Origin of the sequence: Streptococcus sp. 9.1, assembly GCF_016648815.1 — a bacterium.
Classification (GTDB): domain Bacteria; phylum Bacillota; class Bacilli; order Lactobacillales; family Streptococcaceae; genus Streptococcus; species Streptococcus salivarius_E.
Map to the genome: position 1 here is coordinate 261076 of NZ_JACLQS010000001.1, position 25294 is coordinate 286369.

Annotated in this window: 26 protein-coding genes and 1 pseudogene; 8 read left to right on the plus strand and 19 right to left on the minus strand. The window is 40.0% G+C overall.

Going from position 1 to position 25294, the window contains the following annotated elements; translation table 11 throughout:
• Positions 1 to 5: 5 nt before the first annotated feature.
• The 3 genes from H7T93_RS01185 to H7T93_RS01195 form a co-directional block, all read right to left on the minus strand.
• Positions 6 to 176, minus strand: a complete 171-nt coding sequence (locus tag H7T93_RS01185; protein WP_070574849.1) for a DUF2273 domain-containing protein — start codon at positions 174 to 176, stop codon at positions 6 to 8.
• Positions 177 to 187: 11 nt separating this feature from the next.
• Positions 188 to 754, minus strand: coding sequence for an alkaline shock response membrane anchor protein AmaP (gene amaP, locus H7T93_RS01190; protein ID WP_070574846.1), 567 nt, complete (start codon positions 752 to 754; stop codon positions 188 to 190).
• Positions 755 to 815: 61 nt separating this feature from the next.
• The gene (locus H7T93_RS01195; protein WP_201041589.1) at positions 816 to 1055 is read right to left on the minus strand and encodes a GlsB/YeaQ/YmgE family stress response membrane protein; all 240 of its coding nucleotides are present in this window, start codon (positions 1053 to 1055) and stop codon (positions 816 to 818) included.
• Between the two features lie 581 nt (positions 1056 to 1636).
• Between H7T93_RS01195 and H7T93_RS01200 the strand changes: the two genes are divergently transcribed.
• The 3 genes from H7T93_RS01200 (at position 1637) to H7T93_RS01210 (ending at position 4115) form a co-directional block, all read left to right on the plus strand.
• Positions 1637 to 2131: a hypothetical protein gene (locus tag H7T93_RS01200; RefSeq protein WP_230310551.1), complete on the plus strand. Its 495-nt coding sequence runs from the start codon at positions 1637 to 1639 to the stop codon at positions 2129 to 2131.
• Positions 2106 to 3131, plus strand: a complete 1026-nt coding sequence (locus tag H7T93_RS01205) for a DUF389 domain-containing protein (protein ID WP_201041590.1) — start codon at positions 2106 to 2108, stop codon at positions 3129 to 3131. The genes H7T93_RS01200 and H7T93_RS01205 overlap by 26 nt, the downstream gene beginning before the upstream one ends.
• A gap of 102 nt (positions 3132 to 3233) precedes the next feature.
• A complete protein-coding gene (locus H7T93_RS01210) occupies positions 3234 to 4115 on the plus strand; it encodes a diacylglycerol/lipid kinase family protein (protein WP_155222274.1) in 882 nt (293 codons plus the stop codon).
• A 293-nt stretch (positions 4116 to 4408) separates the two neighbouring features.
• Here the strand turns inward: H7T93_RS01210 and H7T93_RS01215 are convergent, their stop codons facing one another.
• From H7T93_RS01215 to H7T93_RS01255, 9 genes are all read right to left on the minus strand, one after another.
• On the minus strand, positions 4409 to 5098 hold the full coding sequence (locus tag H7T93_RS01215) for an alpha/beta hydrolase-fold protein (protein ID WP_037611460.1): 690 nt from the start codon (positions 5096 to 5098) through the stop codon (positions 4409 to 4411).
• Positions 5079 to 6095 (minus strand): ABC transporter substrate-binding protein, encoded by a 1017-nt coding sequence (locus tag H7T93_RS01220; protein ID WP_175057490.1) that lies wholly within the window; start codon positions 6093 to 6095, stop codon positions 5079 to 5081. The genes H7T93_RS01215 and H7T93_RS01220 overlap by 20 nt, the downstream gene beginning before the upstream one ends.
• Before the next feature lie 20 nt (positions 6096 to 6115).
• A complete protein-coding gene (locus H7T93_RS01225; protein ID WP_002886099.1) occupies positions 6116 to 6871 on the minus strand; it encodes an ABC transporter ATP-binding protein in 756 nt (251 codons plus the stop codon).
• 4 nt (positions 6872 to 6875) lie between these two features.
• Entirely contained in the window at positions 6876 to 7919 is a 1044-nt protein-coding gene (locus H7T93_RS01230; protein ID WP_201041591.1) for a FecCD family ABC transporter permease, read from the minus strand.
• Positions 7920 to 8082: 163 nt separating this feature from the next.
• Complete coding sequence (locus tag H7T93_RS01235) at positions 8083 to 8832, minus strand: CPBP family intramembrane glutamic endopeptidase (RefSeq protein ID WP_175057489.1); 750 nt, start codon at positions 8830 to 8832, stop codon at positions 8083 to 8085.
• 48 nt (positions 8833 to 8880) lie between these two features.
• Entirely contained in the window at positions 8881 to 9720 is an 840-nt protein-coding gene (locus tag H7T93_RS01240; protein ID WP_195917830.1) for a DUF4300 family protein, read from the minus strand.
• Between the two features lie 166 nt (positions 9721 to 9886).
• Positions 9887 to 10159 carry a hypothetical protein gene (locus tag H7T93_RS01245; protein WP_195917831.1) on the minus strand — a complete coding sequence of 91 codons (273 nt, stop codon included), beginning with the start codon at positions 10157 to 10159 and terminating at the stop codon, positions 9887 to 9889.
• Between the two features lie 123 nt (positions 10160 to 10282).
• On the minus strand, positions 10283 to 10918 hold the full coding sequence (locus H7T93_RS01250) for a copper homeostasis protein CutC (RefSeq protein ID WP_201041592.1): 636 nt from the start codon (positions 10916 to 10918) through the stop codon (positions 10283 to 10285).
• Between the two features lie 34 nt (positions 10919 to 10952).
• Positions 10953 to 11522 (minus strand): TetR/AcrR family transcriptional regulator, encoded by a 570-nt coding sequence (locus H7T93_RS01255; protein WP_195917833.1) that lies wholly within the window; start codon positions 11520 to 11522, stop codon positions 10953 to 10955.
• Between the two features lie 126 nt (positions 11523 to 11648).
• Here H7T93_RS01255 and H7T93_RS01260 point away from each other — a divergent pair, with 126 nt between their 5' ends.
• Positions 11649 to 12491, plus strand: a complete 843-nt coding sequence (locus H7T93_RS01260; RefSeq protein WP_003093981.1) for a DegV family protein — start codon at positions 11649 to 11651, stop codon at positions 12489 to 12491.
• A gap of 229 nt (positions 12492 to 12720) precedes the next feature.
• Positions 12721 to 13893 (plus strand): MFS transporter, encoded by a 1173-nt coding sequence (locus tag H7T93_RS01265; protein WP_175057487.1) that lies wholly within the window; start codon positions 12721 to 12723, stop codon positions 13891 to 13893.
• A gap of 143 nt (positions 13894 to 14036) precedes the next feature.
• Here the strand turns inward: H7T93_RS01265 and H7T93_RS01270 are convergent, their stop codons facing one another.
• The 6 genes and pseudogenes from H7T93_RS01270 to rlmD all read right to left on the minus strand — a co-directional run bounded on the left by H7T93_RS01270 (position 14037) and on the right by rlmD (position 21036).
• Positions 14037 to 14774, minus strand: coding sequence for a DUF4336 domain-containing protein (locus H7T93_RS01270; RefSeq protein ID WP_175057486.1), 738 nt, complete (start codon positions 14772 to 14774; stop codon positions 14037 to 14039).
• 32 nt (positions 14775 to 14806) lie between these two features.
• Positions 14807 to 15583, minus strand: a complete 777-nt coding sequence (locus H7T93_RS01275) for an alpha/beta hydrolase (RefSeq protein ID WP_175057485.1) — start codon at positions 15581 to 15583, stop codon at positions 14807 to 14809.
• A 214-nt stretch (positions 15584 to 15797) separates the two neighbouring features.
• On the minus strand, positions 15798 to 17885 hold the full coding sequence (locus H7T93_RS01280) for a heavy metal translocating P-type ATPase (protein ID WP_002890512.1): 2088 nt from the start codon (positions 17883 to 17885) through the stop codon (positions 15798 to 15800).
• Positions 17869 to 18231 carry an ArsR/SmtB family transcription factor gene (locus H7T93_RS01285; protein ID WP_002890511.1) on the minus strand — a complete coding sequence of 121 codons (363 nt, stop codon included), beginning with the start codon at positions 18229 to 18231 and terminating at the stop codon, positions 17869 to 17871. The genes H7T93_RS01280 and H7T93_RS01285 overlap by 17 nt, the downstream gene beginning before the upstream one ends.
• A gap of 14 nt (positions 18232 to 18245) precedes the next feature.
• Positions 18246 to 19079 (minus strand): annotated as a pseudogene (locus H7T93_RS09930) (ZIP family metal transporter).
• A gap of 601 nt (positions 19080 to 19680) precedes the next feature.
• Positions 19681 to 21036, minus strand: coding sequence for a 23S rRNA (uracil(1939)-C(5))-methyltransferase RlmD (gene rlmD / locus H7T93_RS01300; protein WP_201041593.1), 1356 nt, complete (start codon positions 21034 to 21036; stop codon positions 19681 to 19683).
• Positions 21037 to 21250: 214 nt separating this feature from the next.
• Here rlmD and H7T93_RS01305 point away from each other — a divergent pair, with 214 nt between their 5' ends.
• Genes H7T93_RS01305 through H7T93_RS01315 form a run of 3 tightly spaced genes read left to right on the plus strand, consistent with a single transcriptional unit; the run spans position 21251 to position 23858 of the window.
• On the plus strand, positions 21251 to 21799 hold the full coding sequence (locus H7T93_RS01305) for a carboxymuconolactone decarboxylase family protein (RefSeq protein ID WP_002888987.1): 549 nt from the start codon (positions 21251 to 21253) through the stop codon (positions 21797 to 21799).
• Positions 21800 to 21838: 39 nt separating this feature from the next.
• Positions 21839 to 22903, plus strand: coding sequence for an acyl-CoA dehydrogenase family protein (locus tag H7T93_RS01310; RefSeq protein WP_195950496.1), 1065 nt, complete (start codon positions 21839 to 21841; stop codon positions 22901 to 22903).
• A gap of 16 nt (positions 22904 to 22919) precedes the next feature.
• Positions 22920 to 23858, plus strand: coding sequence for an ethanolamine utilization protein EutJ (locus tag H7T93_RS01315; protein ID WP_060934173.1), 939 nt, complete (start codon positions 22920 to 22922; stop codon positions 23856 to 23858).
• Positions 23859 to 23872: 14 nt separating this feature from the next.
• Here the strand turns inward: H7T93_RS01315 and H7T93_RS01320 are convergent, their stop codons facing one another.
• On the minus strand, positions 23873 to 25294 hold the full coding sequence (locus H7T93_RS01320) for an LCP family protein (RefSeq protein ID WP_155123858.1): 1422 nt from the start codon (positions 25292 to 25294) through the stop codon (positions 23873 to 23875).

Consider the following 25294-nt stretch of genomic DNA (forward strand, 5'->3'; position numbering starts at 1 on the left):
CTTTACTATTTAAATAATTGTTTTTGTTGAATATAATATCCAATTCCAACTCCTAGAGTGGCGCAAATCAAGACAAATAAAGTCTTAAAAAAACCATAGGATAGGATGAAGCAAGCTAAGATAGCACCCGCTAATCCGGAAAGAAATGGATATTGGTATTTTTTAAACCATTCCATTTTTTACTTCCTTACTTTACACGACTAACAGTTTTTTTACGTGGTGGTTTTGGCTTGTATTCTTTTACAGAAATATACAGTTTTACACGATGATTCATTCCAAAAAACTGTGTCAATCCATCAGCAATCTCATCTTTAATTATTTGAGTTCGTTTAATAATGTTGTCTGATGGAAGCATTTGTCCTTCTACGTGAACTAAACATTTATTCTTACGACTGTTTACCTTAATAGTAGGATCCTTTATAAAATTGTGATTAGCAACCACACAACGCACAAATCCTTCAATAGCTGAATTTTTTAATTTTAGTTCACCATCAACATCAGGTAATTGAATCTCTAAATATTGTTTAGGATAAAAGAGTATAACAAGCATTAGGAACAACACTACAGCTGAAAGAACTAGAGTACCCCAGAAAATATATCTTGAAAGATAAAATTCCAGAAAGGAAATTTGTTTCCAATCAACTAAATGAAGTCCTAAGCCACTGACTTTATGATAATCTAGCAAAATAGGAATCAAAATTGTCAAGATTAAAATACATAAAATAAGGTAAAGTATTTTTTTGGTTTTTGACATATTGAATCCTTTCATCAACAGAATTTGAACTGTGATCTATTCCTGTCAAAAAGATTCAAGTTCATTCTTTTTTCCCTAGGAAAAATGATACTACTGCAACAACAATGACCGCTCCCAAGATTGATGGAATTAATGCCATTCCTGCTAGACTAGGTCCCCATGCACCGAAAAGTGATTGTCCAACAGATGAACCTACTAAACCTGCAAAGATATTAGCGATTATTCCCATGGAACCTCCCTTTTTAGTGATTACACCTGCAATAAGACCGATAAAGCCTCCTACGATAATAGCCCAAAGCATAATGTCTCCCCCTTTCTAAATTGAGGAAAGTTAGGTTGTTTGGAAATCAAACAATCTAAAGAGTTACATTTTAGCTAAAACATTTTTTATATTAATCTTAACAATCATAAGATTAATGTTAGTATATACCTGTTAATAACAGTATAAGTTAATCAAATTGATAAGTCAATGAAAATGTTTGCGCTTACAAAAAAATAGAATGAAAATTGTCAATTGTTTTGCAAACGATTGCATAGATTTGCAAGTATGTTTATGTTATGATTCTTGTAGTTTTTTGAACAGTTTTGTAAATACTCTACATACATGGTTATTACTATCAGACCATTCTGATAATTGAATAATTCATCAATAAAACCTTTGATTATGGTGGTATGACCTTAAAATTTTTAGCCAATTGAAACGTTAAAAAAAAACGCCCTAAGAAGTAAGAGTGACGAAAGTGGAAATAAAATGTATAATTGAAACATGTAAACCCTTACACACTTTTTCTTTATGAAGTATCATCCAATAAAAAGCCTAAATCTTACACAGGATACTGTGTTATTTTCAGTAGGAGTTTAAAATTCAAAAAGGAGATAAATATGGATATTAGAGAAACATTGAATCGTCAGGATTACACTAAATTAGACGAATTTAGTAAACAGCTTGAGGGCTTTGAAGGACTCTTTGCAGACAAGGATTTGCTTAAAATGCGTCAGGAATTGACCAAAATTAATAAGGATGAGGTCGTTGGTTTATGCTCAGAAATTAATGGATATAAAACAGGTTTTATGGATGCATTAACCCTATTGGATTCTGAAACAGATTTGCAAGCTTTCAAAGAATTGTTTGAGAAGTGGTGGATTGATTATGAATTTGATCAACGTATCAATGCACTACTTGGTCAATATCCTTATACCAATTTTGAGGAGAGAACTGATTACAAATTGAAAGTAGAATATAAAACACGCCCACGTAAAGAAGTTACAATAATAATAACCAATGATTTAGATACGTCGTCAAAGAGTGAGCTTAAAAAGTTGACTATACTAACAAAGAGGGAGTACTGTTATGGAAAAAGTTTTGAAGGATGGTAAACTTTATTCTCTAATAGAATTTAGGGACAAAATCTATGAGGATTTAGATTTATCAAAAAGTGACTTAACCACTTTATTGTGTGCGATATTGATTGCATCTATTGGTTTGAATATGAATTCTATTCCAACAATCATAGGGGCAATGTTGATTTCTCCATTGATGACACCTATCCTTGGAGTAGGTTTTGCGTTAGCAATATTAGATATAAAACTTCTCAAAAAGTCGTTTAAAATTCTTTTTATTCAAGTTGCAGTAAGCCTTTTAGCCTCTACACTTTATTTTTTACTTTCGCCCATTTCTTACGCAAGTACGGAAATTATTGCTAGAACTTCGCCCACAATTTGGGACGTTGTAATAGCATTCGTCGGTGGATTAGCCGGCATTATTGGAGCACGAAAGAAAGAAGCTAATAACATTGTTCCTGGTGTCGCCATTGCAACTGCTCTTATGCCACCCGTTTGTACCGTGGGGTATTCTATTGCCACAGGAAATCTTGAGTATATGATAGGGGCGTCATATTTGTTCTCCATTAACTGCAGTTTTATTATGATTGCTACATATATTGGCACTAATGTGATGATGGTTAATAATCCTTATGTTAAACATAATCGTGAAGTCTCTAAAATGCGAAAAATATTAATTCTAGTCTCGCTTGTTCTTATTATTCCAAGTTTAGCTTCTGCAACTACCTTAGTTAGAGATACGCTAATCAATGAGTCTATCAATAATTATCTATCTGATCAATTTGAAAACCATACTATTTTGAAAAAGAAATATAGTAAAGAAAATAATACACTAAAGCTAACCATTTCAGGTAAATATCTTTCAGAAGCTGAGTTACAAGGTATCATTAACAAACAAAATGAATATGGTTTGAAAAATATCTCGATTCAGGTTTCACAATTAACAAATGATAGATTAACTGAAAAAGAATTAGTCGACTACATCATTCAATATAAAAACGATGATGATCTTCAACAAATAGAAAAGGATAAGTAAAAAGAATCCCCAAATAACAACAAGTAATGTGAGATATTAATCTGATAAGCATAAGAAACCGTTGAAAAGTATTGTCACTAGTGGTCCATAGGAGAAATATCAATGAAAAAAGTAATGATAATTATTAATCCAACTTCTGGAGGAGAAACAGCATTAGATTATAAAGAGAGCTTGGAGAATAAGGCTAAAGAGTATTTTGATTATGTTGAAACTAAGATTACGCAAAAAGCCAAAGATGCAACTCAATTTGCTGAAAAAGCCTCTAAAGAAAAATATGATGCAGTAATTGTTTTTGGTGGAGACGGTACTGTAAATGAGGTTATTTCAGGGATTGCTGAAAAAAATCACATTCCAAAACTTGGGATTATTCCTGGTGGAACTGGTAATTTAATCACTAAGCTATTAGAAATCAACCAAAATATTGATCAAGCGATTGAAGAACTTGATTTCAATTTTACTAAAACCATTGATGTTGGAAAAGCTAATCAAAATTATTTTGGCTATATTTTTAGTGTTGGATCTTTACCAGAAGCTATTCATAACGTTGATATTGAAGATAAAACAAAGTACGGTATCTTTGCATATGCAATCAATACGATGAAGTCCGTTGTAGAAGACGATGTATTTAATGTTCGTATTGAAAGCGAAAATGGCAATTATGAAGGTGAAGCTAGTCAGGTCTTAGTTCTTCTATCTAATTACTATGCAGACAAAAAACTATTTGATGAAAATACAGATGGATATGGAAATATCTTGATTTTAAAAGATGCATCCATCATTTCTAAATTATCGACTATCCCAGATTTGTTAAAAGGGGATCTAGTAGGTAACGATAATATCGAATATATCAAAGCGCGTAATATTAGGATTTCTTCAGAGGTTGAGTTAGAGTCAGATGTTGATGGAGACAAATCGGATAATCTTCCAGTAGATATAAAAATACTAGGGAACCATATCGAAGTATTCTCAGGCACCAAAGTATAGTTTTTTCCCTTCTACTTCTCCAACAAAAAAGTTTTAAATTATATAAGTTACTGCATCAGCAACAATAATAGTCCTATCCTTTTTGAAGTTAGGATATAAGTCAAAGGTAAATAAATTACCTTTAATATACAGAGTTAAGGCGTCTTTTGATTCATGTCTAAAAACTTTTCGGAAGCATCAACTGTGATGGTAGTTTTCGAGCATAACAAAAAGTAGTGAAGAGATTCCATCGTCGGAATTTTCTTCACTACTTTTTTAGTCTGTCTAGTGCTCTTTCTTACACCATGTTAAAACTAAAGCTTCCACTGCTCAATCAACCAATCCGAAAAAGCGTCATATCTTTTTTGGAGATGGTCATGATGTCCGTAGGGGTCAAATGCTGAATAAGTAGACACGCTCTGTTTTTTGATAAGTTCATGCACTTCTTTGGCATAACTAGGAGCTTTGGCCAATCTATTCTTATGATTAGCCCCCTCGGTCAAACCGTTACGTAAATAGACCGAGCAAGACTTATTGATGGGCTGGTGGGCTTTGCAGTAAGCTACAAAATTTGGATACCAGAAGGATCCACAAATGGAGAAGATCAAAGGCATCTTATCACTGCTATAAAGACTGGAAATAGCAGCCAAACCACCCAGCGAATAGCCTCCGTAAGCCATGCGACTTTCATCCAGTCGAAACTCTTGTGCGATGCTTTTGAAAATATGGCCAAATAGATGGTCATGATAGCTGGCTAGCTTACCGCCAAAATCAGGGCTTCCAGGTCTCAGAGCCTGAGCCTGCCAAGGCGTAAAATCATCCAAGCGATTCTGAGGTTCAAGCCCAACCAGGATAACAGAATCTGCGATTTTTCCCAGATACTCAAGCTGCCCATCGTTCAAAAAAACAACTGGATAAGCCTTCTTGAAATCATAAGACTCAGGAAGGGCAACCGTAACCTGAATGTCATGGCAGACAAAGTCTTTATTTATTAACAAAGTCATTAACCTTTTCAAGAGAATCAATCACAGATGGACCGTAATCCATAAGCTCATCATAAGAAATAGTCATGATTTTCTTGTTTTTAACGGCTGGAACATTTTCAAGAACAGCGTTCTTTTCCATCTTGTCTGTTGCTTCCTTGTCCATGGCCTTATTACGGTCACTGGTTACATAGATAATCAATTCTGGTTCCATTGACACGAGATTTTCCAGAGTCAAATCTGATGTTCCTGTCGCAACATTGGTATAACCAAGCTGATTGAGCATGCTTTCTTGAAGGGCAGATTTGTAAGTTCCAAAGGTCTCATCGTTGTAGGCACACATGATAAGAGCCTTCTTCAAGTCTTTGTCAGAAGACTTGTTTTTCTTTTTAACAGCGTCGATACGCTTTTGAAGTTGTCCCGCATACTTGTCTGCCTTGTCTTGGACGTTGAAAATGTCACCAATATTTTTAACATCTTCGATGATATTATTCAAATCTTGTTTGGTTGTTGAGACAGAAGCTTTTTGGGTATAAACAGGAATGTCGTTGCTGTTCCATGTGCTGATGGTTCCCATTGACTTGTCTGAGAACATCATATTACGACCAATAAGAGCATCTGGTCCGTAAGCCAAGATGGCTTCTTGAGAAATTGTTTTCTTATCACCGATATGTGGGATTGAAGCAATGTCATCCTTATATTTATCGGTTACTTCATTGTCGGGGTTAAGCATACCGACAATTTTGTCTTTCAAACCAAGCTCAATCAAGATTTCAGTTGATGAAAGGTTATTGGTGATAACCTTTTCTGGTGCCTTTTTGAAGACTTGATCTAGCTCAGTTCCTTTATCGTCATAAGTTTTGACAGTCAAAGGATACTGGGTTTCTGAGTTAGTCTTTTTCACCGTTTCTTTTGCTGCTGATGACGATGATGTGCTGTTTTTATATGTAGAACTGCATGCTGTCAATGTGAGGACTGCTGCAGCGATTAATGCGATACGAAATGTTTTCTTGTTCATAAGGCCTTCCTTTCCTAGGCTTATAAATACTGAATCATTGCCTGCTGGTCATCTGTCCAAGTAATACGACTCTGAACATCATAAACCGCCTGCAAGGATTGTGGGGTTACGGCATCCCTTGGGACACCTTGGGCAACAATCTCACCCCCTTTCATTAAGTAGATATAATCTGAAAAACGACAGGCCAATTGAATATCGTGGAGAACTGCCAGAACATTAATGCCGAGTTCCTTGACCAGGGCCAACATCTCCAACTGATACTTAATGTCCAAATGATTAGTAGGCTCATCCAATAAAAGGAGTTTAGGTTCCTGAGCCAAGGCACGCGCCAGGATGACTCTTTGTTTTTCGCCACCTGATAAGGACGAATAATAGCGGGCCTTCTTTTCAGACATGCCAACCTTGTCTAGGGCATCCTGAACGAGGACGTAATCTCGCTCCGATTCTTTTTGCAGAAAGGAAAGATGAGGCGTTCGGCCAAGCATGACAATTTCTTCCACCGTACAATCAAATTGAAGGGTGTTAAACTGTGTCACAACGGCCATTTCTTTTGCAGTTTCCTTTAGGCTCACCTGGTCTAGGGATTTTCCATCAAGAAAAATCTGACCGCTATCTGGTTTCAACTGGCGGTAAATGGTTTTGAGCAAGGTTGATTTGCCACTCCCATTTGGTCCCAGTATGGTCTGGAATTGCCCACCTTTAACCTCTAGAGAGACACCGTTTAATATTTTTTTCTCTCCAATCGAATAATGAATATCCTGACACTTTACATCCATAAGTCTAAACCACCTTTCTACGATTTTTAGTCACAATATAAATAAAGAAAGGTGCACCAACTAAGGCAGTAAAGATACCGATCGGTAGCTCTACATTTTTAACGAGGATTCTAGCCAAGACGTCTGCCCAAACCACAAACAAGGAACCTAAGAGCGTTGCCACCGGGAAAAGCTTACGATAGTTAGTCCCGACTAAACTTCTAGCAATATGAGGGGTAATCAAGCCGACAAAACCGATAATCCCACAGCTAGCAACCAAGACGGCCGTTATGATCGCAACAATGACAATATAAAGATACCAGTAGAGTTTAAGTGGAATCCCTAAAGTCAAAGCTGCTTCATCTCCCATCATCATGGCATTGAAGACACGATACTGAGTTGAGAAAAAAAGAAAGGCCAAACCAACTACTAGTGCTGGAAGCAGCAAATCTGACCAAGATGTTCCTGTCAATGAACCCATGGTCCAAAACTTAATGGTCATGACACTGTCTGCAGTCGCTCCAATAGAGATTATAAAATTAGCAAAGGCAATAAAGAGGGCATTGACAACCGTTCCAGATAAAATCAGGCCAGATGTGGTCACTCTCCCCTGCATAGAGGCAATGATTAGGACAAGAATCGTCGCTAGGATAGCCCCCACAAAGGCACCCAAGCCTACCACAGCCTTAAGGCCTAAAATGATGGCCAAGGTTGCTCCAAAAGTTGCCCCTGCTGAGATTCCCAGGATATAGGGTTCGGCAATCGGATTATTGACGGTTGACTGCATGACACTCCCAGACATGGAAAGACCTGCACCAACTATTAACCCTAGGAGAACCCTAGGAACTCGCATATTCCAGATAATAGCTTCAAGTGGCTTGGCTATGCTATGACTGGCAATCGGAAGCCCCAATTTACTGAAGATGACACCATAGGTATCACCTATATCTATAGTGACCGCCCCTAAAGACACTGCTACAAAAACTGACGCTACTAGTAAAACTAGAAGCAAACAGAGCAGGCTTAGGTAGCGGGAAAAAACAAGGTGTTTTGTTTTTTTAAAAGGCATTAGCACCTCCTTTCCACCTGTAATGTCAGAAAATTTTGACAATACTCTTCTAGTATAACATGCCTCAAAAAGATGGGCAAGGTCATTTGAGTGGAAAAAAAGAGCAGTCATTGAACTACTCTTGGGAATTATAAGTAACTGAAGCAATGAAAATCAAGCCAGCTTAGGATTTCACTTTCTCCATACTGCTACTTGCAATTTTCATGGCAAGAAGAATTATCAACACCTTAATCACAAGGGACAACCAAAGGCTCTCCGCTGATGACAGTTGCGATAAAGCATTGATAAGCGCATGTGTCATCACACAAAGCCAAAGACTTCTGGTGTTTGTATAAATGGCGGATAAGATGAAACAATTGCTTAATAAGCCTAGCAAGAAAGGCAATAAATGAATCGTGGCCAGAGACCCATCAATGTAAAAATAGAGGATATGCCATAGTGACCAAGCCAAAAATGTAAAGAGCGTGGACACTAGATAGGTCAACTTTTCTTGCAAAGCAGGCTGGAAAAAATAGCGCCAACCGATTTCTTCGATTCCACCAAAGACAAGGGCTTTGCAAAATAACACAATGGGGAGATACCAAGCCTGAATAATCGCCCCTCCACTCAAGACCATTGGTAAAAAATCCAAACCTAGAAAAATGAGGACTAAGAGATAATTACTAAGAGGCTGTTTGACTTGGAAAAAGTCTCTGACAAGTTGTTTAAAACTAGAGTGATGATAGCGAATGCTAACATAGCCTCCCCAAATAGCTGATGACAATCCACCTAAGATAAGGGTAAAGAGGCCAATTGGAGTTCCATAATCAACCCTAACTCCTCCTGCTCTTAGCAACCAAACAAGGAGACTGACCAGTAAAATCTGTCCAAAGGTCCCCGCCAGATAAAACGACAAGGCTTCTTTTCTTTTCATATCTTGCTTCCTTTTCTTGCCTATAAAAAACCTTCTTCTCACGCTGAGCTAGTCCATATCCACCCATTTGTCATTGTCCATGATAAAGGGTTTGGCTAGACCTGGTCCGGTATAGTCCTTGTACTTGGTTGTGAGATACTTGTAGCAATCTTTCTTACTAGCAAATTTTATGGCTTGGTAGGGCTCTTCGAAGGTCAATTTTTCGACAAATAAGTAACCATCTGTCGTAGGAACTAAGACGCCGACGTGACCGACAAAAAGGGAATCGCCATCCAGATTATCGTGGACAACGACCGACAGCATACGTGCCTTGTCATCAAAGGTGAATTGCTTATAGTAATCCTCCATATGCTTGGCGTGAACCTTGACATCTTGGGTGGCCTCAGTCTTGACCCTTGAAAAAAGAATCTCAAAATTTTCCTGATCCTTGGCATCAAAGAGCTTGCCCTTGTCAATGGCATCCTTATCTTGGAAAAGGAGCTCACTATCACTCTTGACTTGTGGAATCTTAATTTTGCCTTTCAGTAGCGTATAGGTGTTGATACGACAGTTGGTGCCGATAAAGTCACCATGCTTGGCTGTCCACAGGCTACTGATTTTTTCCACATCATAGTCTGTTTTGCTAAATGGCGCAAAACTCCCAGAAAGACCTACAGAACCCACGGTGTCATTGTAATCAGTAACGAGATTGATAAAGTTATCCACACTCTCCTTGTTCAAATGTTTCGAGAGTATGGCTCGCACCTCACTAATACTAGCCTTACTATTAAGGTTGGAGTAATTTGCTTGCTCCTCTTTTTTGTGGAGATGTGCAAAAACTGCTAAACCGACAAGTAGCAGGCTAGAGATAGATAAAAGAATTAGCGTCTGTTTTTTCAAAGTTTTCATAGGCCCCTCCTTGGCTTCATTATACCAGATTTTGACATCTACTTATTCTCAGAATACTTTTTGCAGTGTAAAAATGTCATTGAAACTCAATGAGTGCCTCAGGGTAGCCGTTAGGAACGAAAAAAACTGCAAGCAAGTAGCCGCAGTTTGTGTATAAACTTGGTTCTTATTTCTGAGTATTGCCAAGTTTTTTAAGATAAGTATAGCCCAGATAGAAAAAGAAAAGCGCTAAAAGAATAAAGAACCCCATGACGAGTTTGGTCCCACCTAATTGATAGGCAATGTAAACAAAAGTATTAACCTTGATCTGACCACCCGTTTTTTCCAATAGCGAAAGGCTCTGTGAGTAATAGTGACCAAGCCAAATAGCTCCTAACCCTAATAACGGATAAAGAATGACACCCAAGACAGGGTTCTTTTTTAACAAATTATCTAACATACATCCCCCAATTTTTTTAATGCTATAGTAATAGCTTATCAAAGAATGACTAGAAAAGCAAAGTGCCTCCCATTGCACAAAAATCAAAAGGAACCGGGCCAAGAAGCTGGTTCCATTGTAAATCTAAAAGACGACACGTGTTCCATGAACTTGCTCAAGACCAGGTATGGCAAGAAATTGGTCACGATTAGCCACGGAGATACCACCTCCTGCTAAAATATCCAACTGACCGTCTGCTAGCTGAACCAATTCTGTATAGGCTTGCAAGCGTGAGTCTAGAGCAGTCTCAGGATTTCCAGCACGGGTGAGAAGACGCGTCACACCGTGGTCCTTAAGCCACTGAATAGCACTAGGCTGAGCTACTTTAGGGATTTGGTCAAAGGCCATATGCATGGTGACCTCTAGGTCTCGACTAGCATCTAACAAGGTCTTTAGAGCTTCTGTATCGAGTTGGTTTTCTGAAGTCAAAGCACCTAGTGCAAAGCCGTCAACACCCAATTCACACGCACACTTGATATCTTCTAGCATGATAGCTAATTCCTGCTGGCTATAGACAAAGTCGCCCCCTCGTGGACGAATCATCACAATCACCTTAGCCTGATAATCCTTGGCCAACTCAACAGCCGCCTTTATAACACCATAAGAAGGTGTCGTGCCTCCAACAGCCAGATTATCACACAACTCCACGCGTTGAGCACCGGCTTGAAAAGCTTTTTCTAAGTAAGTCACATTCTCTGCACAAAATTCATATATTGGCATACTGAACCTCCAATTAGTTGTAGTAGCAAGGGGATTATTTCTTCTTTTGTGGAAAAAGCGGGAGACCAAGTTTGGCAATCTTTTCAGCTGGGGTCTTCATGCCATCCTTGACCCATTTGGAAATCACTGAGACAATAGCTGAGCTCCAAAAGGAATTGAGGTAGCTACCGGCACCATTTGATGAGCTACCATTTCGTTTTTCCAAAAAATCATAAACTGCCTTGGTCAATACCTGCTCAAAATTATAATCAATGGCAAGACTGATGATTTTGGCTTCTTCTTTGACTTCCTTAAGGAGATAAACCCAGACTTGGTAAAGATCCGTCTTGAGATTATAGCTGTCCAAGGACTTAGTAATCTTTGTAATGCAAGACTCAAAAATAGATTTTAAAATCTCTTCCTTAGAACCATAATTGCGATAAAAGGCAGCACGAGATACACCCGCACGCTCAACCAGTTCCGATATGGTAATCTTTTTAAAGTCTTTTTTCTCCAACAATTGCAGGAGAGAAATTTCGATGGATTCTCGTGTAATTGCTTTATTTTCTTGGTTAAATCGTTTGAGATTTTCCAAGGATTTCTCTGAGATTTTTCTTTCTGCCATAACATTCACTTTCTATCTGTCACACCTGATGAGATCTACTATGATAGCAATGCACTTCATGATAAAATTGTAAAAGAAGACAAAACACTTGTCAATGTACATTATGCAGATATGAGGTATAAACCTATGAAATGGAAAATTATTGCGGATTCAGGCTGTGACTACCGTTCTTTAGACAATCTGGCACCAGATACGGAGTTTGTCAGTGTTCCTTTGACTATCCAAGTGGGCGAAACCATTTACAGGGATGATGCCCAACTCAATATTGATCAAATGATGGAGGAGATGTATGCGACTACAACTGCTTCCAAATCTGCTTGTCCAAGTCCTGATGACTATATGAAGTCCTTTGAAGGAGCGGACAATATAGTTGTCGTGACAATCACTGGAACCCTTTCTGGTAGCTACAATAGTGCTGAAATTGCTAAGAAAATTTATCTGGAAGAGCATCCTGATACCAAGATTCACGTGATTGATAGTCTATCAGCTGGTGGCGAGGTCGACCTTCTCGTTCGTAAACTCAATCACTTAGTTGCTGAAGGCCTTGAGTTCGACCAAGTCCTTGATGCCATCACAGCTTACCAAGCCAAAACTAAGTTGCTCTTTGTTTTAGCCAAAGTTGATAATTTGGTGAAGAATGGTCGTCTAAGTAAACTGGTTGGCACCGTTGTTGGACTCCTCAATATCCGTATGGTCGGTGAAGCTAGTAAGACTGGTACCCTAGAGTTGCTTCAAAAAGCTCGTGGCCAAAAGAAAGCTATCAAAGCTGCCTTTGATGAACTGATCAAGGCTGGTTATACAGGTGGACATATTACGATTGCCCACCGCAACAATGACAAATTTATCGAGCAATTCTCTGCATTGGTTCGTGAAAAATTTGCCCAAGCAAGCATCGAAGTCCTTCCTACTTCTGGACTTTGTAGTTTTTATGCCGAAGAAGGTGGACTCCTCATGGGGTATGAAATTTAAAAAAATATCGAAAAGAGGTTGGACTAGATGTTCAGCCTTTTTAAAATAAAATGATGTTATTAGATAATCAGTAGAATAAAATTTTATAACTAAAGATTCTCTCTTTTTCTTTGCGACAATGTAGTGTAATCGCTTTCATTACCCCCATCATTTATGGTAAGATGAAAGTGACGCATTAGTGTCATATTCTTATCAATTTAAATACCCTTATTAAACATGGAGATGCTTTATGAAACAGAAACATTCACATTTTCTAATCCCTGGAATCCTTCTTCTAGGAATCGTTTTGCGGGCTCCGTTCACAACCTTATCCACTGTCTTATCAGACATTGCTTCTGGTCTAGGTATTGAGGTCAGTTCCCTCGGTCTCTTGACAAGTCTGCCTCTCTTGACCTTTGCAATATTCTCGCCTTTTGCGGCCAGCTGGGCCAAACGCTTTGGTATCGAAAGACTCTTCCTCGGTGTTTTAATTGTGATGACTATTGGTTCGGCTCTGCGTACCGTCAATCTCCCTCTTCTTTATGTGGGAACGCTTTTAGTCGGAGCTGGGATTGCCTTTATCAACGTCCTTCTCCCAAGCCTAATTCAGGCTAATGAACCAAATCAGTTAGGATTCTTAACTACACTCTATATTACAGCCATGGGCTTGTCCACAGCCGTGGCTTCATCGGTAGCCGTTCCAATCACTAAAGCAACCTCATGGCAAGGCTTGGTCTGGGTATTGACAGCAGTCTGTGCCTTGGCTCTTGTGGTTTGGCTTCCTAATGTCCGTCACAATCATTATTTAGAACAAGATACTTCTACTAACGAAAATTCAGGCAGTTGGTATAAGAGTGGCAAAGTCTGGGCCATCATGATTTTCGGTGGATTACAGTCACTCTTCTTCTATACCACTATCACTTGGCTTCCAACCATGGCCACTCAAGCTGGTGCCGGCGAAGCCAATGCCGGAATTCTAGCTTCCGTTTTCACACTGACAAGTATTCCATTCTCTATGATCGTTCCTAGCCTAATCACTAAACTTGCTGATCGTAACCGCCATTTGATGCTAGTGATTACCGTCCTAGCAGGATTCGTCGGAGTTGCCATGCTCCTAGTCAATACAGACAGCTTTGTGTATTGGTTGGTCCTTAACCTCTTAATCGGAAGTTCTGCTAGTGTCCTATTCCCTTACATGATGGTTGCCTTTTCAATGAAGGCTAGCACCCATGAAAAAACAGCCCAACTATCAGGTTTAGCCCAAACCGGAGGCTATATCTTTGCGGCCCTTGGACCAGTTTTGTTTGGTTCAAGCAAACAACTCTTTAACTCTTGGACCCCTGCTATTTTAATTCTTCTTGTCTTGACCCTAATCATGGGAATAGCCCTCTACAAAGTTGAAAAAACAGATGTTATTTTGTAGGTGAAGAACCAATAAAAGAAAATGCCCCACAAGTTGTAGCTTGTGGGGTGTTATTTTGCGTGCGGCGAATGAATGAAACTTTTAAATACAGAGGTCGAAGTATTCGTATTTGTCTTTCGACAAGTTCCCTTAACCACATAACCCTATTTTTCTAGCCAGAAGAACGATTGCTTTAACATCTCTTTTGCTTGTCCAATGATACACGGTCCATGAGAAATAATAATATTCTTAGGTTCCCATTTCTTTATTTTGTGATAGCTCCTCAAAGCTTGTTTTTTACCAAATAAGAAACTTAGTCTTAAATCTCTTGGTGTTTTACCATTTGGATAGTGATTATCACCTATTTTAAAAAGTAGCTTTTCAAAAAGCGATAAATTCTCAGCTTCTATATTTTCAATAAGATCCGTTAAAATCAAAGTTGAACTTTCAGTATGGAAAAAAACAACCTCTTTCACATAAAAACTTCCCTCAAATGTCATAAAAAGAATTTCTTCGTTCCAATTGGCTTTCTCTAGTTCATGACCATAATCTAAATTCATTCCCGATTTTCTGGCACGCTTTTGAACACCACGAGCTAGCCATACTTCTGCTTCCGGAAATAGTTCATGCCACTCATTTATATAACTATAATGTAAGACATTGGGTGCGATAAGGTGTTTTACCTCACCTAATTGCTTGATTTCAAAAAGTAAATTATCACTAGGCTTAATCGGTGAATGCACCCAAAGACCACCATTCTGCAGACGGATAACTGTCATTCTAGTTGAAAAAGGCACTTTGAAGAGTTTGAAATTCATCAGTACTTCTTCCCCATCTACAATCCATAGGTTATCTGCTATCTTTTTTAAGGAATTAAGCGGACTATATTTTTTGACTTCCATGAGACTCTGCTTTCTAAATTAATAAAGTTTAATCAATTATTATTCTTCAAAAATGGAACAACCAAATCAATCCACTCCTGAGGTAGGTAGGCTGATAAATAGCCGTGATTATAACCCTTTGCTTCATACAGGAGAGTGTTGGGATGCAACTGCTGAAATAATCTAGCTGATTCCTTAACACCGTTCAATTCTTTTTCACCATAAATATAAAGAACCTGCGCCTCACTTTTAGAAATCCTACTATTCAATTTGTAGTTCCCCATATAAGTTTTATAGATGGTCACTAATGTTTTGATAGGTGTCCTTGGCATATCCTCCATATAATAATTCTTTATCTCGTCTGGGTAAGCTAATTGGGGATAGAATTTATTCATGAAGCTTAACTGAAGTTTACAAGAGGATTTACTAAACATCAGTTTACCAAATAGTGATACTAGAAAGATGCTGATTTTAGCTAACCTTGGTTGAGGAATACAGAGACTTCCATCTATGATGGCCTTCTCAGCTATATCGCTGTCTAAGGACAAAAGTTCCATAGCAATTTGACCACCAAGTGAAACACCACCCACAGCAAATAATTTCCCACCGCAGTTTGCTTTGATATAGTCTAGAATCTCCAAAGCAGAATCTTCAGTAGAAACATAATCAAGTTGATATTCCTCGCCGTGGCCATTCAAAGTGGGTAGAATAACACGGTATTCTTCTGACAAGATTCGTGCTTGACGAAGATAATTCCACCAAGAACTGCCACCACCATGTATCAGTAAGATAGAAGGCAAATTCTTATCCCCAAATTCATGGAATTTCATGTTTAGACTCCTTACTTTAGGACTTTCACTTGCTAAATCCTTGTTTAATCAGCTCGTAGAAGCAAAGCTACACACTCCACGTGTCCTGCTTCATGTAATTGAACACTAGTTTCCTTGAACTCTTTGGTATATTTTTGGCTCATTTGGACATCTCCTTTGGTTAGATACTATTCTACCAAAACGTGTCCATAAAATCATACTAACATCAGTTCACTTACTTTGACAAAGTGGAGGTATCTATCCTCAAGACCCTCAATGCATTCCATACTGCTAGTAGCGTTACACCAACATCTGCAAAGATGGCCTCCCACATATTAGAAATTCCCAATCCACTTAGAACCAAGAAAATTAGTTTAACTACAATAGCCAAGGTCATGTTTTGTTGGGCTATTCTGACTGTCTTTTTTGCCAGTCGAATGACTTGAGGAAGTTTTCCAAGGTCATCATCCATCAGTACAACATCTGCTGATTCAATGGCTGCGTCCGAACCTAGCCCTCCCATAGCAATACCAACATCTGCCCTAGCAAGAACCGGTGCATCATTCACCCCATCTCCAACAAAGGCAACAGCCTGCTGAGACTGAGTCAGAATTTCCTCAAATGTACTCACCTTATCCTGAGGCAAGCAATCTCCAAATGCATCATTAAAGGCAAATTGCTGTGCAAATTCATCAACCACTGCCTGACGATCGCCTGAAAGGAGAACCGTCTTTTTAATTCCGACTGCCTGTAAATCCTTCAAGGCCTCGATGCTCGTCTCCTTCACTTGGTCTGTGATAAGGAAATAGCCTAGAAAATGACTGTCCTCTGCCAAATAGAGAACTGTTCCTGTGCTGTCAATAGCTGGATAAGCAATCCCTTGAACTTCCATTAATCTAGCATTCCCAAGATAGAGCTGTCTGCCATCTACCCTACCGGACATGCCCTGCCCTGGTAGCTCGGTAATCTGACTCACCCTATTCTCGTCCACTTCCTGTCCATAGGCTGTTCGAATAGAGTTTGCGATTGGATGATTGGAATAGCTTTCCAGATGGGCAGCGAGGTACAGAATATCATCCTCGACACCTTCTGCGTTGACAACGGTATCCACCGCAAAGATACCTTTTGTAATTGTCCCCGTCTTATCAAATACGACCGTATCCAACTTGGCAAGAGCCTCTAAATAATTCCCACCTTTCACTAAGACACCTAATTTAGATGCTCCCCCTAGCCCGCCAAAGAAACTCATTGGTACCGAAACCGCAAGAGCACAAGGGCAAGAAATGACTAAAAAGGTAAGTGCCCGATAAAGCCAAGTCGACCACTCCCCTAAACCAAGCAAGGGAGGCAGGCTTGCAAGCAGAAAAGCGATTCCGACAACCACTGGTGTATACACACGCGAAAAACGTGTGATCATCCGTTCCGTCTCCGCTTTTTTATTGCTTGCATTTTCAACTAATTCCAAAATTTTGTTGACCGTTGATTGCGAAAAAGTCTTACTCACTTCAATTACCAATGGACTAGTCAAATTGATCACACCACTTGTAATGTCCTCACCAACGCCAATTTCCCTAGGCAGTGATTCTCCTGTCAAGGCTGACGTATCCAGAATAGAACGACCTTCTCTGACCAGACCATCTAGGGGCACCTTCTCCCCAGGCTTAACTAAAATATGGTCCGCAACCCTTACTGTTTCAGGGTCTACTTGAACGGTTTCTCCCCCCTCTAGTCTCCAAGCCTTATCCGACCGAATATCCATCAATCGTGCAATGGACTGACGAGATTGAGAGGTGGCCTTATCTTGGAAATACTCCCCAATCTGATAAAAAAGCATGACGGCTACTGCCTCTGGAAATTCTCCCAAGAGAAAGGCTCCTAAGGTCGCGATACTCATCAAAAAGTTTTCATCAAAAAGATTACCACGTTGAATATTTTGAACCATCTTGATAAGAACCTTATGGCCGATAATGATATATAGGGTCAGATAATAGACCAGACGAATCCAGAAATACTCCTCTGGCAGGAAAAAGCCGAAGGCAAATAGAATCATAACAGCAAGTAGCAGCTCTTTCGCCCAATCTCGTTTTTCTGGAAGTGCCTCTTCCTTTTTCTCACTGATAACTTCGATTCCAGGTTCAATAGCATCCACCAAGTCAATAATTTCCTTATCTATCCCATCTTCGCTTTTTGTTTCCAAAATCAGCTTTTGAGCTATCAGATTGACAGTGGCAGATTCTACCTGCTCCAATTGATTGACAGCACGTTCAATCTTAGCAGCACAATTGCCACAGTCAATTCCTCGAAGTTCATACTCTTTCTTCATGTTTTTCCTCTTTCAAATGTTTCAGTGTCAAAGACAAGACTGCTGCGACATGATCGTCCGCAAGTTCATAATAGGTCATCCTTCCTTTTTTCTCCCCCTTGACCAATTGGCAGTCCCGCAGATAGCGTAGTTGGTGAGAAATAGCAGACTTGGTCATCTGTAACGCAATCGCTAAGTCTCCGACACAAATTGGATTTTGCCGTACTGCTTGTAAAATCCGCAAACGAGTTGGGTCAGAAATCGCCTTAAAAAAATTGGACATATTTAGCAATGTAACGGTATCAAACTCCGTCTCATGGACCCCTTGAATTAAATCTGGATTACAAGCTGTTAAACACTGTGACATATTTTCTATTCCTCCTATACTAAAGTTGTATCAAGTAACATCATGATTAGAAATCCGGCCATAACCCCACTTGTCGCAATATCGGTATTCTTGTGCTCTTGAGCACCTGGCACAAGTTCTTCCACTGCAACATAAATCATGGCTCCCGCCGCAAATAAGAGAGCATAAGGTAGTAGCTGGGTCATAGACATAACAGCATAGGCCCCTAAAACAGCTGCAATCGACTCAACAATCGCTGACATGGCGCCATAGTAGAAAGCTGATTTCCTACTTCGCCCTTCTACCCGTAGTGGCAAGGACAAGGCAGAGCCTTCTCGAATATTTTGGATGCCAATTCCCAAGGCCAATCCAAGGGCACTCATTCACGTAAAGGAAAGTCTAGTTGCGAGATTTGCCACACTAGCAAATGCCACACCAACTGCTAAGCCCTCTGGTATATTATGAAACACTACCGCCAGATAAAGCAGCATGGTCTTTGATAAGGGTCTTTTGGGATTCAAAATCCCTTCCTTATCACTCATCTGATGATTCAAATGTAGGTCGGGAACCAAATAATTAATAAAGCGGATAAATAAGCCCCCGACAATAGAACCAACAGCCGTCGTCAACCAGTAAAATCTGTTCGTAGCTATTGACTGGCTATAGTCCAAAGAAGGGACAAGCAAAGGCCAGACTGCCGCTGCCGTCATAATGCCCGCTGCCAAGCCCATCATCATATCCATGAATTTTTGATGAATGGTTTTGACAAAAAAGACCAAACTAGCACCGATAAGGGTACAAAACCAGTTGAATAAGCCAGCTAATAAAGCTTGCATTACTGGTGATAGAGAAGAAAAATTACATCTCATACCTCAATAATCGATGATTCAGTTGAACAACCACTCAACTATTATCATTATAGTTGAACACTCGCTCAATTGTCAAGGAAGAAAGTAAAAAAGCTATGAGAAATCCCCATAACTTTGTAAATTATTGAAGCAATCTCGTGTTCTTAGAGAATATCACAATGCCATAAAAAGCCCAAAGGACTATTTGGAATTATCATATCATATAACGCTTCGACACAATTTAACGATTACTATATTGAGAAACAAACTTTACTCCTCAAGAAAGTTAGATGTTCCCAATGCTATCCGTAAGAGTACTTAAAACCTTGAAACATACTGATTTCAAGGTTTTTATAACGTGTTATTGTATCACCTAATTTCTACTGATTTCCATAGATCAAACCTTTCGTGATTTTTTCATATAGGTGGGTACGTTTCTATTCCCTCAAACTCCTTGTCAATGGAAATAAAAACGTACCCACAGTGTAAATGGAAATAGAATTTGAGAATTCCTAACTATCACTTCCACTCACTCCAAAAATTACTTACTCTAATACTTCCCCACCATAAAGCAAAAAGCCTTGCAATCAAGGCTTTTCATTATCCCTTTCGTTCAAAGGTTCTAGGCTTTTACGAGCAAAGCTACACACTCCACGTGGTGCGTTTGCGGAAATAAATCAACCGGTTGTACTTTCTTCAATTCATATCCCAATTCTTGGTAGAGTTTGATATCACGCGCCATGGTTGCTGGGTTACATGAGACATAAGTAATCTTCTCAGGTTGCATGGCGACGCTGGCTTTGATGAAGCTTTCAGTCAAGCCCTTACGTGGTGGATCCACAATGATGACGTCTGGTTTGATGCCATTCTTACTCCACTTGGCCATGGCATTTTCAGCTGAGTCAGCCACATAGTGGGCGTTAGTAATGCGGTTGCGTTCTGCATTTTTCTTGGCATCTTCGACGGCTGTTTCGATGACTTCAACGCCGTAGACTTCCTTGACCTGTTTTGCAAATGACAAACCGATTGTCCCGATTCCTGAGTAGGCATCAATAACAATGCTATCGCTGTTTAGGTCTGAGAAGTCAATGGCTGTTTGGTAGAGTTTTTCAGCCATCTCGGTGTTAACCTGATAGAAAGACTGGGCAGAAATCTCATAGTCATTACCCAACATACTGTCTGTGATGGTGTCTTGACCATAAAGAGTTCGGAACTCCTTACCAAAGATGGCGTTAGTGTTCTTATCGTTGATGTTTTGGATGATAGAAACGACACTTGGGAAAGCTTCTGTAATTTTAGCAATGACTTGGTCAATACGGAAGACTTTTGGTCTGGTCGTTACAAAGACCAACATCATCTGACCTGAATAATGGCCACGACGAACCACCAAGTGACGAATCAAACCTGTCTGCTCCTTCTCGTCGTATGGTTTGAGGTCATAGCGACGGAGAAGGTCACGGACAAAGACAATGAGTTTATCAATTTCCTTGTCTTGGATAAGGAAATCTTCAATTGGAATCAAGTCGTGCGAATTCTTGCGGTAGAAACCTGTTTCAAGCTGACCTTTAACACGGCGAACAGGTACCTGAGCCTTGTTACGGTAGGCGTAAGGCGTCTCCATCCCCAATGTTTCAGTGACCTCTACGTCTGAGATGCCTGCTGTCTTATAGAGGTTGTCCACAACTTGTTTACGCTTGAACTTGAGCTGCTCCTCGTAGGTCATATGTCCAAAATCAGCAATCCCTGAACGGAGATAGGTTGCATCAATGTCCTGATTGCGGTTTGGTGAAAGGGTCACATACTCCTCAACCTTTCCAAAGCCGATATTTTTCTTGAGCTTAAGCACGCGCATCTTGATGACTTCACCTGGGAGGGCATTATCCACGAAAAAGACAAAGCCATCCACCTTGGCAACGCCTGCTCCTTCATGTGTCAAATCGACAATTTCAACTTCTACAATATCGTTTTTATTTAACATAATTCAACTTTCTTTACTCTTTATAGGGCTTAAACATATCTTCTAAAGCCTTTTACTACCCTCCATTATAGCACATATAAATTAAATTTATGGCTGGCCATAAATAATATAGATTTTTCAGAAAAGTCATACAGTGCTATCATAGGTCCATGACAAAAAATTAAACGACTCAGCAACTTGGCTAGATGTCGTTTCTATCTAAAGGAGAATAATCATGCCAGATATTACCATTCATACAATCGAAACTGCACCAGAAGAAGTCAAAGACGTCCTTCAAACAGTCAAAGATGCCAATGGGGGATTCATTCCAAATTTGATTGGTCTCCTTGCTAATGCGCCAACTGCGCTTGAAACTTACCGTACTGTCGGTGAAATCAACCGTCGCAATTCATTGACACCAACTGAACGTGAGGTTGTTCAAATTACAGCTGCTGTTACTAACGGATGTGCTTTCTGTGTGGCAGGTCACACAGCTTTTTCAATCAAGCAAATCCAAATGACACCTCAACTTTTGGAAGCCCTTCGTAACCGTACACCAATCGAAGACGATCCAAAACTTGATACCCTTGCGAAATTCACTATTGCCGTGATTAATACCAAAGGTGCTGTTGGTGACGAAGCCTACAATGACTTCTTGGAAGCTGGCTACACTGCTCAAAATGCCCTTGACGTTATCTTGGGTGTCAGCCTTGCTAGCTTGTGTAACTACGCTAACAATCTCGCACAAACACCGATTAACCCTGAACTTCAAGAATTCGCTTAATTCAAAACCAAAGGATAAACTAGAGGAGGACCTAAGCCTATGTCTCATTTTTCAAAAGAATTCCTTACTTGGTTGGATACCAACGCTGACCATATTGACCAAGAGTCTGGACCCATTGCGGACCAACTTCTTGAAAAAATTGCTGAAAACGACGTCTTTAAAATCGGCGTACCTGCTGAGTTTGATGGCCTAGGTGGTGGTCCTACTCAAGTCGTTGATGTGCTTGATGAATTGGCACAACACTCTTTGACAGCTTCCTTTATTTCTTGGGGACACCGAACTTTCATCGAGTATATCCTAGCTAGCGACAATGCTTACCCTCGTGAAACATGGCTGAAAGAATTGTATACCGGTGAGCGTGCTGGTGGAACTGGCTTGTCAAATGCGGTCAAATTCTTGTCAGATATTGAAGAATTGAATGTTACCATTAGTCAAGAAGGTGATGACTACTATCTTGATGGTCGTTTGCCTTGGGTAACTAACCTTCGTTCTGATAAATTCGCTGCTCTCTTTGCTGCTGACTTTAAAGACGGTAGCCAACCTTGGATTATTACTATTCCATCTGAAGCTGAGGGTCTCAGCCGTTCTGAAGATTTGGAATTTGTTTCCCTTCAAGGTGCTAATACTGCCTCTCTTACTTTCGATCACGTTAAGTTAGATCCTAATTGGGTCCTTTCAAAAGAAGGTACGGACTATATTGCCAAAACACGTCCGAACTTCCTTGGTTTCCAATTTGGTCTTGCCTTTGGTTTGGCCAAACGTTCTCTTGATGAGGTTGAAGCTAGTCTAAACAGTAACCGTAGCGTTCTTCGTGAAGAATTTGAAACCACACGCAATAACCTTCTTGCTATCCAAGACCAACTCTTTGCGGGTCTTAATGATGCCGATTATTTCATTGACAAACCACGTGAACTTTTCCAATTGCGTATCGATATTGTCGACGTCGTAGCCAACAGCCTGCTCCTCGAACTTCAGGCTAGTGGTGGTCGTGGCTATTTGAAAGAATCAGAATCAAGCTTTATCCGTCGTTGGAATGAAGGCGTCTTCCTTCCAATTGTATCTCCGAGTGCGGTGCAGCTTCGTCACATTCTTGCAGCTAGCTAGAAAGGCCGGTGGACCAATGAAGGTATTTTTTAAGAAAATTCCCTTGGCCCTATCTAGTCTAGTTCTTGCCCTCTTTAGTTTATCCAATCAAATAAGCCACTATACCCTGATTGCTCAGGGTATTTGGTGTTTAGCCAGTATAGGTTTTATACTTATACTGGGACGCTTGATTCTTGGATTTGAACAAATAAGAGAAGATTTGCGAAACCCAGTCGTTGCTTCGGCCTTTGCTAGCTTCTTTATGGCTGCCTTTCTCTTTGCCAGCCGCCTCCCACTAGCTCAAACAGGCTTAAGTGTGACTTGGGTTGGACTCCTTGGACTTTATATTGCCTATATTATATTTTTCAGTCTGCGTTTTATGCGCCCACTATCTTTGAACCAAGTCTTTCCAAGCTGGTTCGTGGTCTATGTTGGCCCTGCTATCAGTCTTGTGACAGTACCGGCTAGTGTTCCAACTAGCATCAAGGGACTTATTCTAGGAGTAACGGGATTAGCGACTTTGGCCCTCTTTCCACTTGTTTTATGGAGAATGAGACAGATAGCCATCCCTCACCTATATCAGCCTATACTTGCCATTTTAGCAGCACCTCTGGCCCTTCTCATTACCAGCTCAATCAAGAGTAATCAAAGACCTGCAACTATCATTTTACTTGCCCTACTTTTATTCTCACAAGCATTCTTTTTCTATGCTCTTAATCTCTTTGTAAAACTGGTTAGAAAAGGCTTTATGCCACTTTTTGCAGCTTTTAGCTTTCCCTTGGTCAATAGTGTCAATGCTTTTAAGGCAGCTACCACCAGTCTGGGTTTAGTCAATCCAGCTACCCAATTGATTTATAAGGTAGAGTTCGTCATTATTCTTCTTATCATGACCTATTTGCTCTATCATTTTCTAAAACTCTTATACATGGCGCTTATACAAGCTCTTAATACCAAAAAAGAAGTAGGTTCAGTGTGAACCTGCTTGTTTTCTTATCTAAATCCTAGTTCTTTTAATTTTGCTTGATAAGAATCAAAATCAATCTCAATCCCTTGACCACCATACAAATCATAGCTGTCAATCCAATCGCCATCTGAAGGGATGGTTTGCGAATTGATACCTTTTTTGAAACTACCGGCATTTGAAAGTCCCAAGTCCAACATATCCGTCATACTCATATTGGTTGAGGTGAGTGAGTAAACCTTCCCCAGAGCCTCAGGCCCTTTGAAGAGGCTAAGTGGATTCTTAAGCTGCTTCATGACAGCCTGCATCACTTGTTGCTGGCGCTTGGTACGGCCATAATCTCCCTCGTCATCCTTACGGAAACGGGCATAATTCAGAAGGGTGCGGCCATCCATATCTTGCTTACCAACTTTAATGGTTTGATTTGGCACGTGACCGTTCTTGTCCATCTTCAAATCATCTGGAACTTGAACCGAAGATACTTTTTTACCATCGATGGTCGCAAACTTCGCATTGATTTCTACACCATTTGGGAAGAGGGTATCAACCCCTGTCGCAAAGGTTTCAAAGTCAACCATGGCATAGTACTTGATATCAATATCAAAATTTCGTTTGAGCGTCTCACGCATGAGCTCTGCTCCTTGATGATTATTTTGCTCACCAATATTGAAGGCCGTATTGAGTTTCAAGTCCTGAGAATAGTCGGTTTCTGAGGCCCCCTTGATATTGACCAAGGTGTCTCGCATAAAGCTAACCATCTTAATCTTACCTTCTTTATTGCCCACATTGACCACCATAATGGAGTCTGTTCTGGCATCGGTAGATTCTTGGCTAACGCGTTGGTCAGAACCTAGAATAAGGATATTGACCCCATCCTTGGTATCCTTACCATTAAAGGTCTCAACTATGGCAGGCTGGTAGGATTTACCATTATTACCTGCAGCAGAAAGGTCTGTTCCCTTGTAAAATTGATAGGCCATGGCTAGCACCAGGAACACAACTCCAAGGCTTAAGCAACTAAGTACTAGCTTGACAACCTTCTTGAGCCTTCTCTTTTTCTTTGGCCGCTTCTTCTGGGCTACTTGCGACTTGGACTTTGGAGCCGACGTTGTTGAAGGGGCTGCTTGTCTTTGAACCTTTTTTCGTTTAGGTTTACTTTGAGCAACTTCCTCTCGATAGATGGGAAGCCCTTCCTCTGTCAGCTGATTGGCAGCCTCATAATCACGCTCTTGATAGTAGTCATAACGATTGTCATAAGGCTGGCGCCATGCTGCTTGATAGTCCTCTCTTTGCGCTTGATACCTCCGCTCAGCTTCATAGGCATCTAACTTTCCTTGTAGATAATTGAATTCTGAAGCCTGCTGTCCATTCAGGTGAGCAAGATTTTTTAAAAGATAGCTGTAACGTAACCGTTCATGATGCGTAAACGGCCCATTGTTAGATTTGGTCAT

Coding starts and splice junctions, on each gene's coding strand:
- H7T93_RS01185 (WP_070574849.1), bottom strand. CDS start 176: ATGGAATGGTTTAAAAAATACCAATATCCATTTCTTTCCGGATTAGCG.
- amaP (WP_070574846.1), bottom strand. CDS start 754: ATGTCAAAAACCAAAAAAATACTTTACCTTATTTTATGTATTTTAATC.
- H7T93_RS01195 (WP_201041589.1), bottom strand. CDS start 1,055: ATGCTTTGGGCTATTATCGTAGGAGGCTTTATCGGTCTTATTGCAGGT.
- H7T93_RS01200 (WP_230310551.1), top strand. CDS start 1,637: ATGGATATTAGAGAAACATTGAATCGTCAGGATTACACTAAATTAGAC.
- H7T93_RS01205 (WP_201041590.1), top strand. CDS start 2,106: ATGGAAAAAGTTTTGAAGGATGGTAAACTTTATTCTCTAATAGAATTT.
- H7T93_RS01210 (WP_155222274.1), top strand. CDS start 3,234: ATGAAAAAAGTAATGATAATTATTAATCCAACTTCTGGAGGAGAAACA.
- H7T93_RS01215 (WP_037611460.1), bottom strand. CDS start 5,098: ATGACTTTGTTAATAAATAAAGACTTTGTCTGCCATGACATTCAGGTT.
- H7T93_RS01220 (WP_175057490.1), bottom strand. CDS start 6,095: ATGAACAAGAAAACATTTCGTATCGCATTAATCGCTGCAGCAGTCCTC.
- H7T93_RS01225 (WP_002886099.1), bottom strand. CDS start 6,871: ATGGATGTAAAGTGTCAGGATATTCATTATTCGATTGGAGAGAAAAAA.
- H7T93_RS01230 (WP_201041591.1), bottom strand. CDS start 7,919: ATGCCTTTTAAAAAAACAAAACACCTTGTTTTTTCCCGCTACCTAAGC.
- H7T93_RS01235 (WP_175057489.1), bottom strand. CDS start 8,832: ATGAAAAGAAAAGAAGCCTTGTCGTTTTATCTGGCGGGGACCTTTGGA.
- H7T93_RS01240 (WP_195917830.1), bottom strand. CDS start 9,720: ATGAAAACTTTGAAAAAACAGACGCTAATTCTTTTATCTATCTCTAGC.
- H7T93_RS01245 (WP_195917831.1), bottom strand. CDS start 10,159: ATGTTAGATAATTTGTTAAAAAAGAACCCTGTCTTGGGTGTCATTCTT.
- H7T93_RS01250 (WP_201041592.1), bottom strand. CDS start 10,918: ATGCCAATATATGAATTTTGTGCAGAGAATGTGACTTACTTAGAAAAA.
- H7T93_RS01255 (WP_195917833.1), bottom strand. CDS start 11,522: ATGGCAGAAAGAAAAATCTCAGAGAAATCCTTGGAAAATCTCAAACGA.
- H7T93_RS01260 (WP_003093981.1), top strand. CDS start 11,649: ATGAAATGGAAAATTATTGCGGATTCAGGCTGTGACTACCGTTCTTTA.
- H7T93_RS01265 (WP_175057487.1), top strand. CDS start 12,721: ATGAAACAGAAACATTCACATTTTCTAATCCCTGGAATCCTTCTTCTA.
- H7T93_RS01270 (WP_175057486.1), bottom strand. CDS start 14,774: ATGGAAGTCAAAAAATATAGTCCGCTTAATTCCTTAAAAAAGATAGCA.
- H7T93_RS01275 (WP_175057485.1), bottom strand. CDS start 15,583: ATGAAATTCCATGAATTTGGGGATAAGAATTTGCCTTCTATCTTACTG.
- H7T93_RS01280 (WP_002890512.1), bottom strand. CDS start 17,885: ATGAAGAAAGAGTATGAACTTCGAGGAATTGACTGTGGCAATTGTGCT.
- H7T93_RS01285 (WP_002890511.1), bottom strand. CDS start 18,231: ATGTCACAGTGTTTAACAGCTTGTAATCCAGATTTAATTCAAGGGGTC.
- rlmD (WP_201041593.1), bottom strand. CDS start 21,036: ATGTTAAATAAAAACGATATTGTAGAAGTTGAAATTGTCGATTTGACA.
- H7T93_RS01305 (WP_002888987.1), top strand. CDS start 21,251: ATGCCAGATATTACCATTCATACAATCGAAACTGCACCAGAAGAAGTC.
- H7T93_RS01310 (WP_195950496.1), top strand. CDS start 21,839: ATGTCTCATTTTTCAAAAGAATTCCTTACTTGGTTGGATACCAACGCT.
- H7T93_RS01315 (WP_060934173.1), top strand. CDS start 22,920: ATGAAGGTATTTTTTAAGAAAATTCCCTTGGCCCTATCTAGTCTAGTT.
- H7T93_RS01320 (WP_155123858.1), bottom strand. CDS start 25,294: ATGACCAAATCTAACAATGGGCCGTTTACGCATCATGAACGGTTACGT.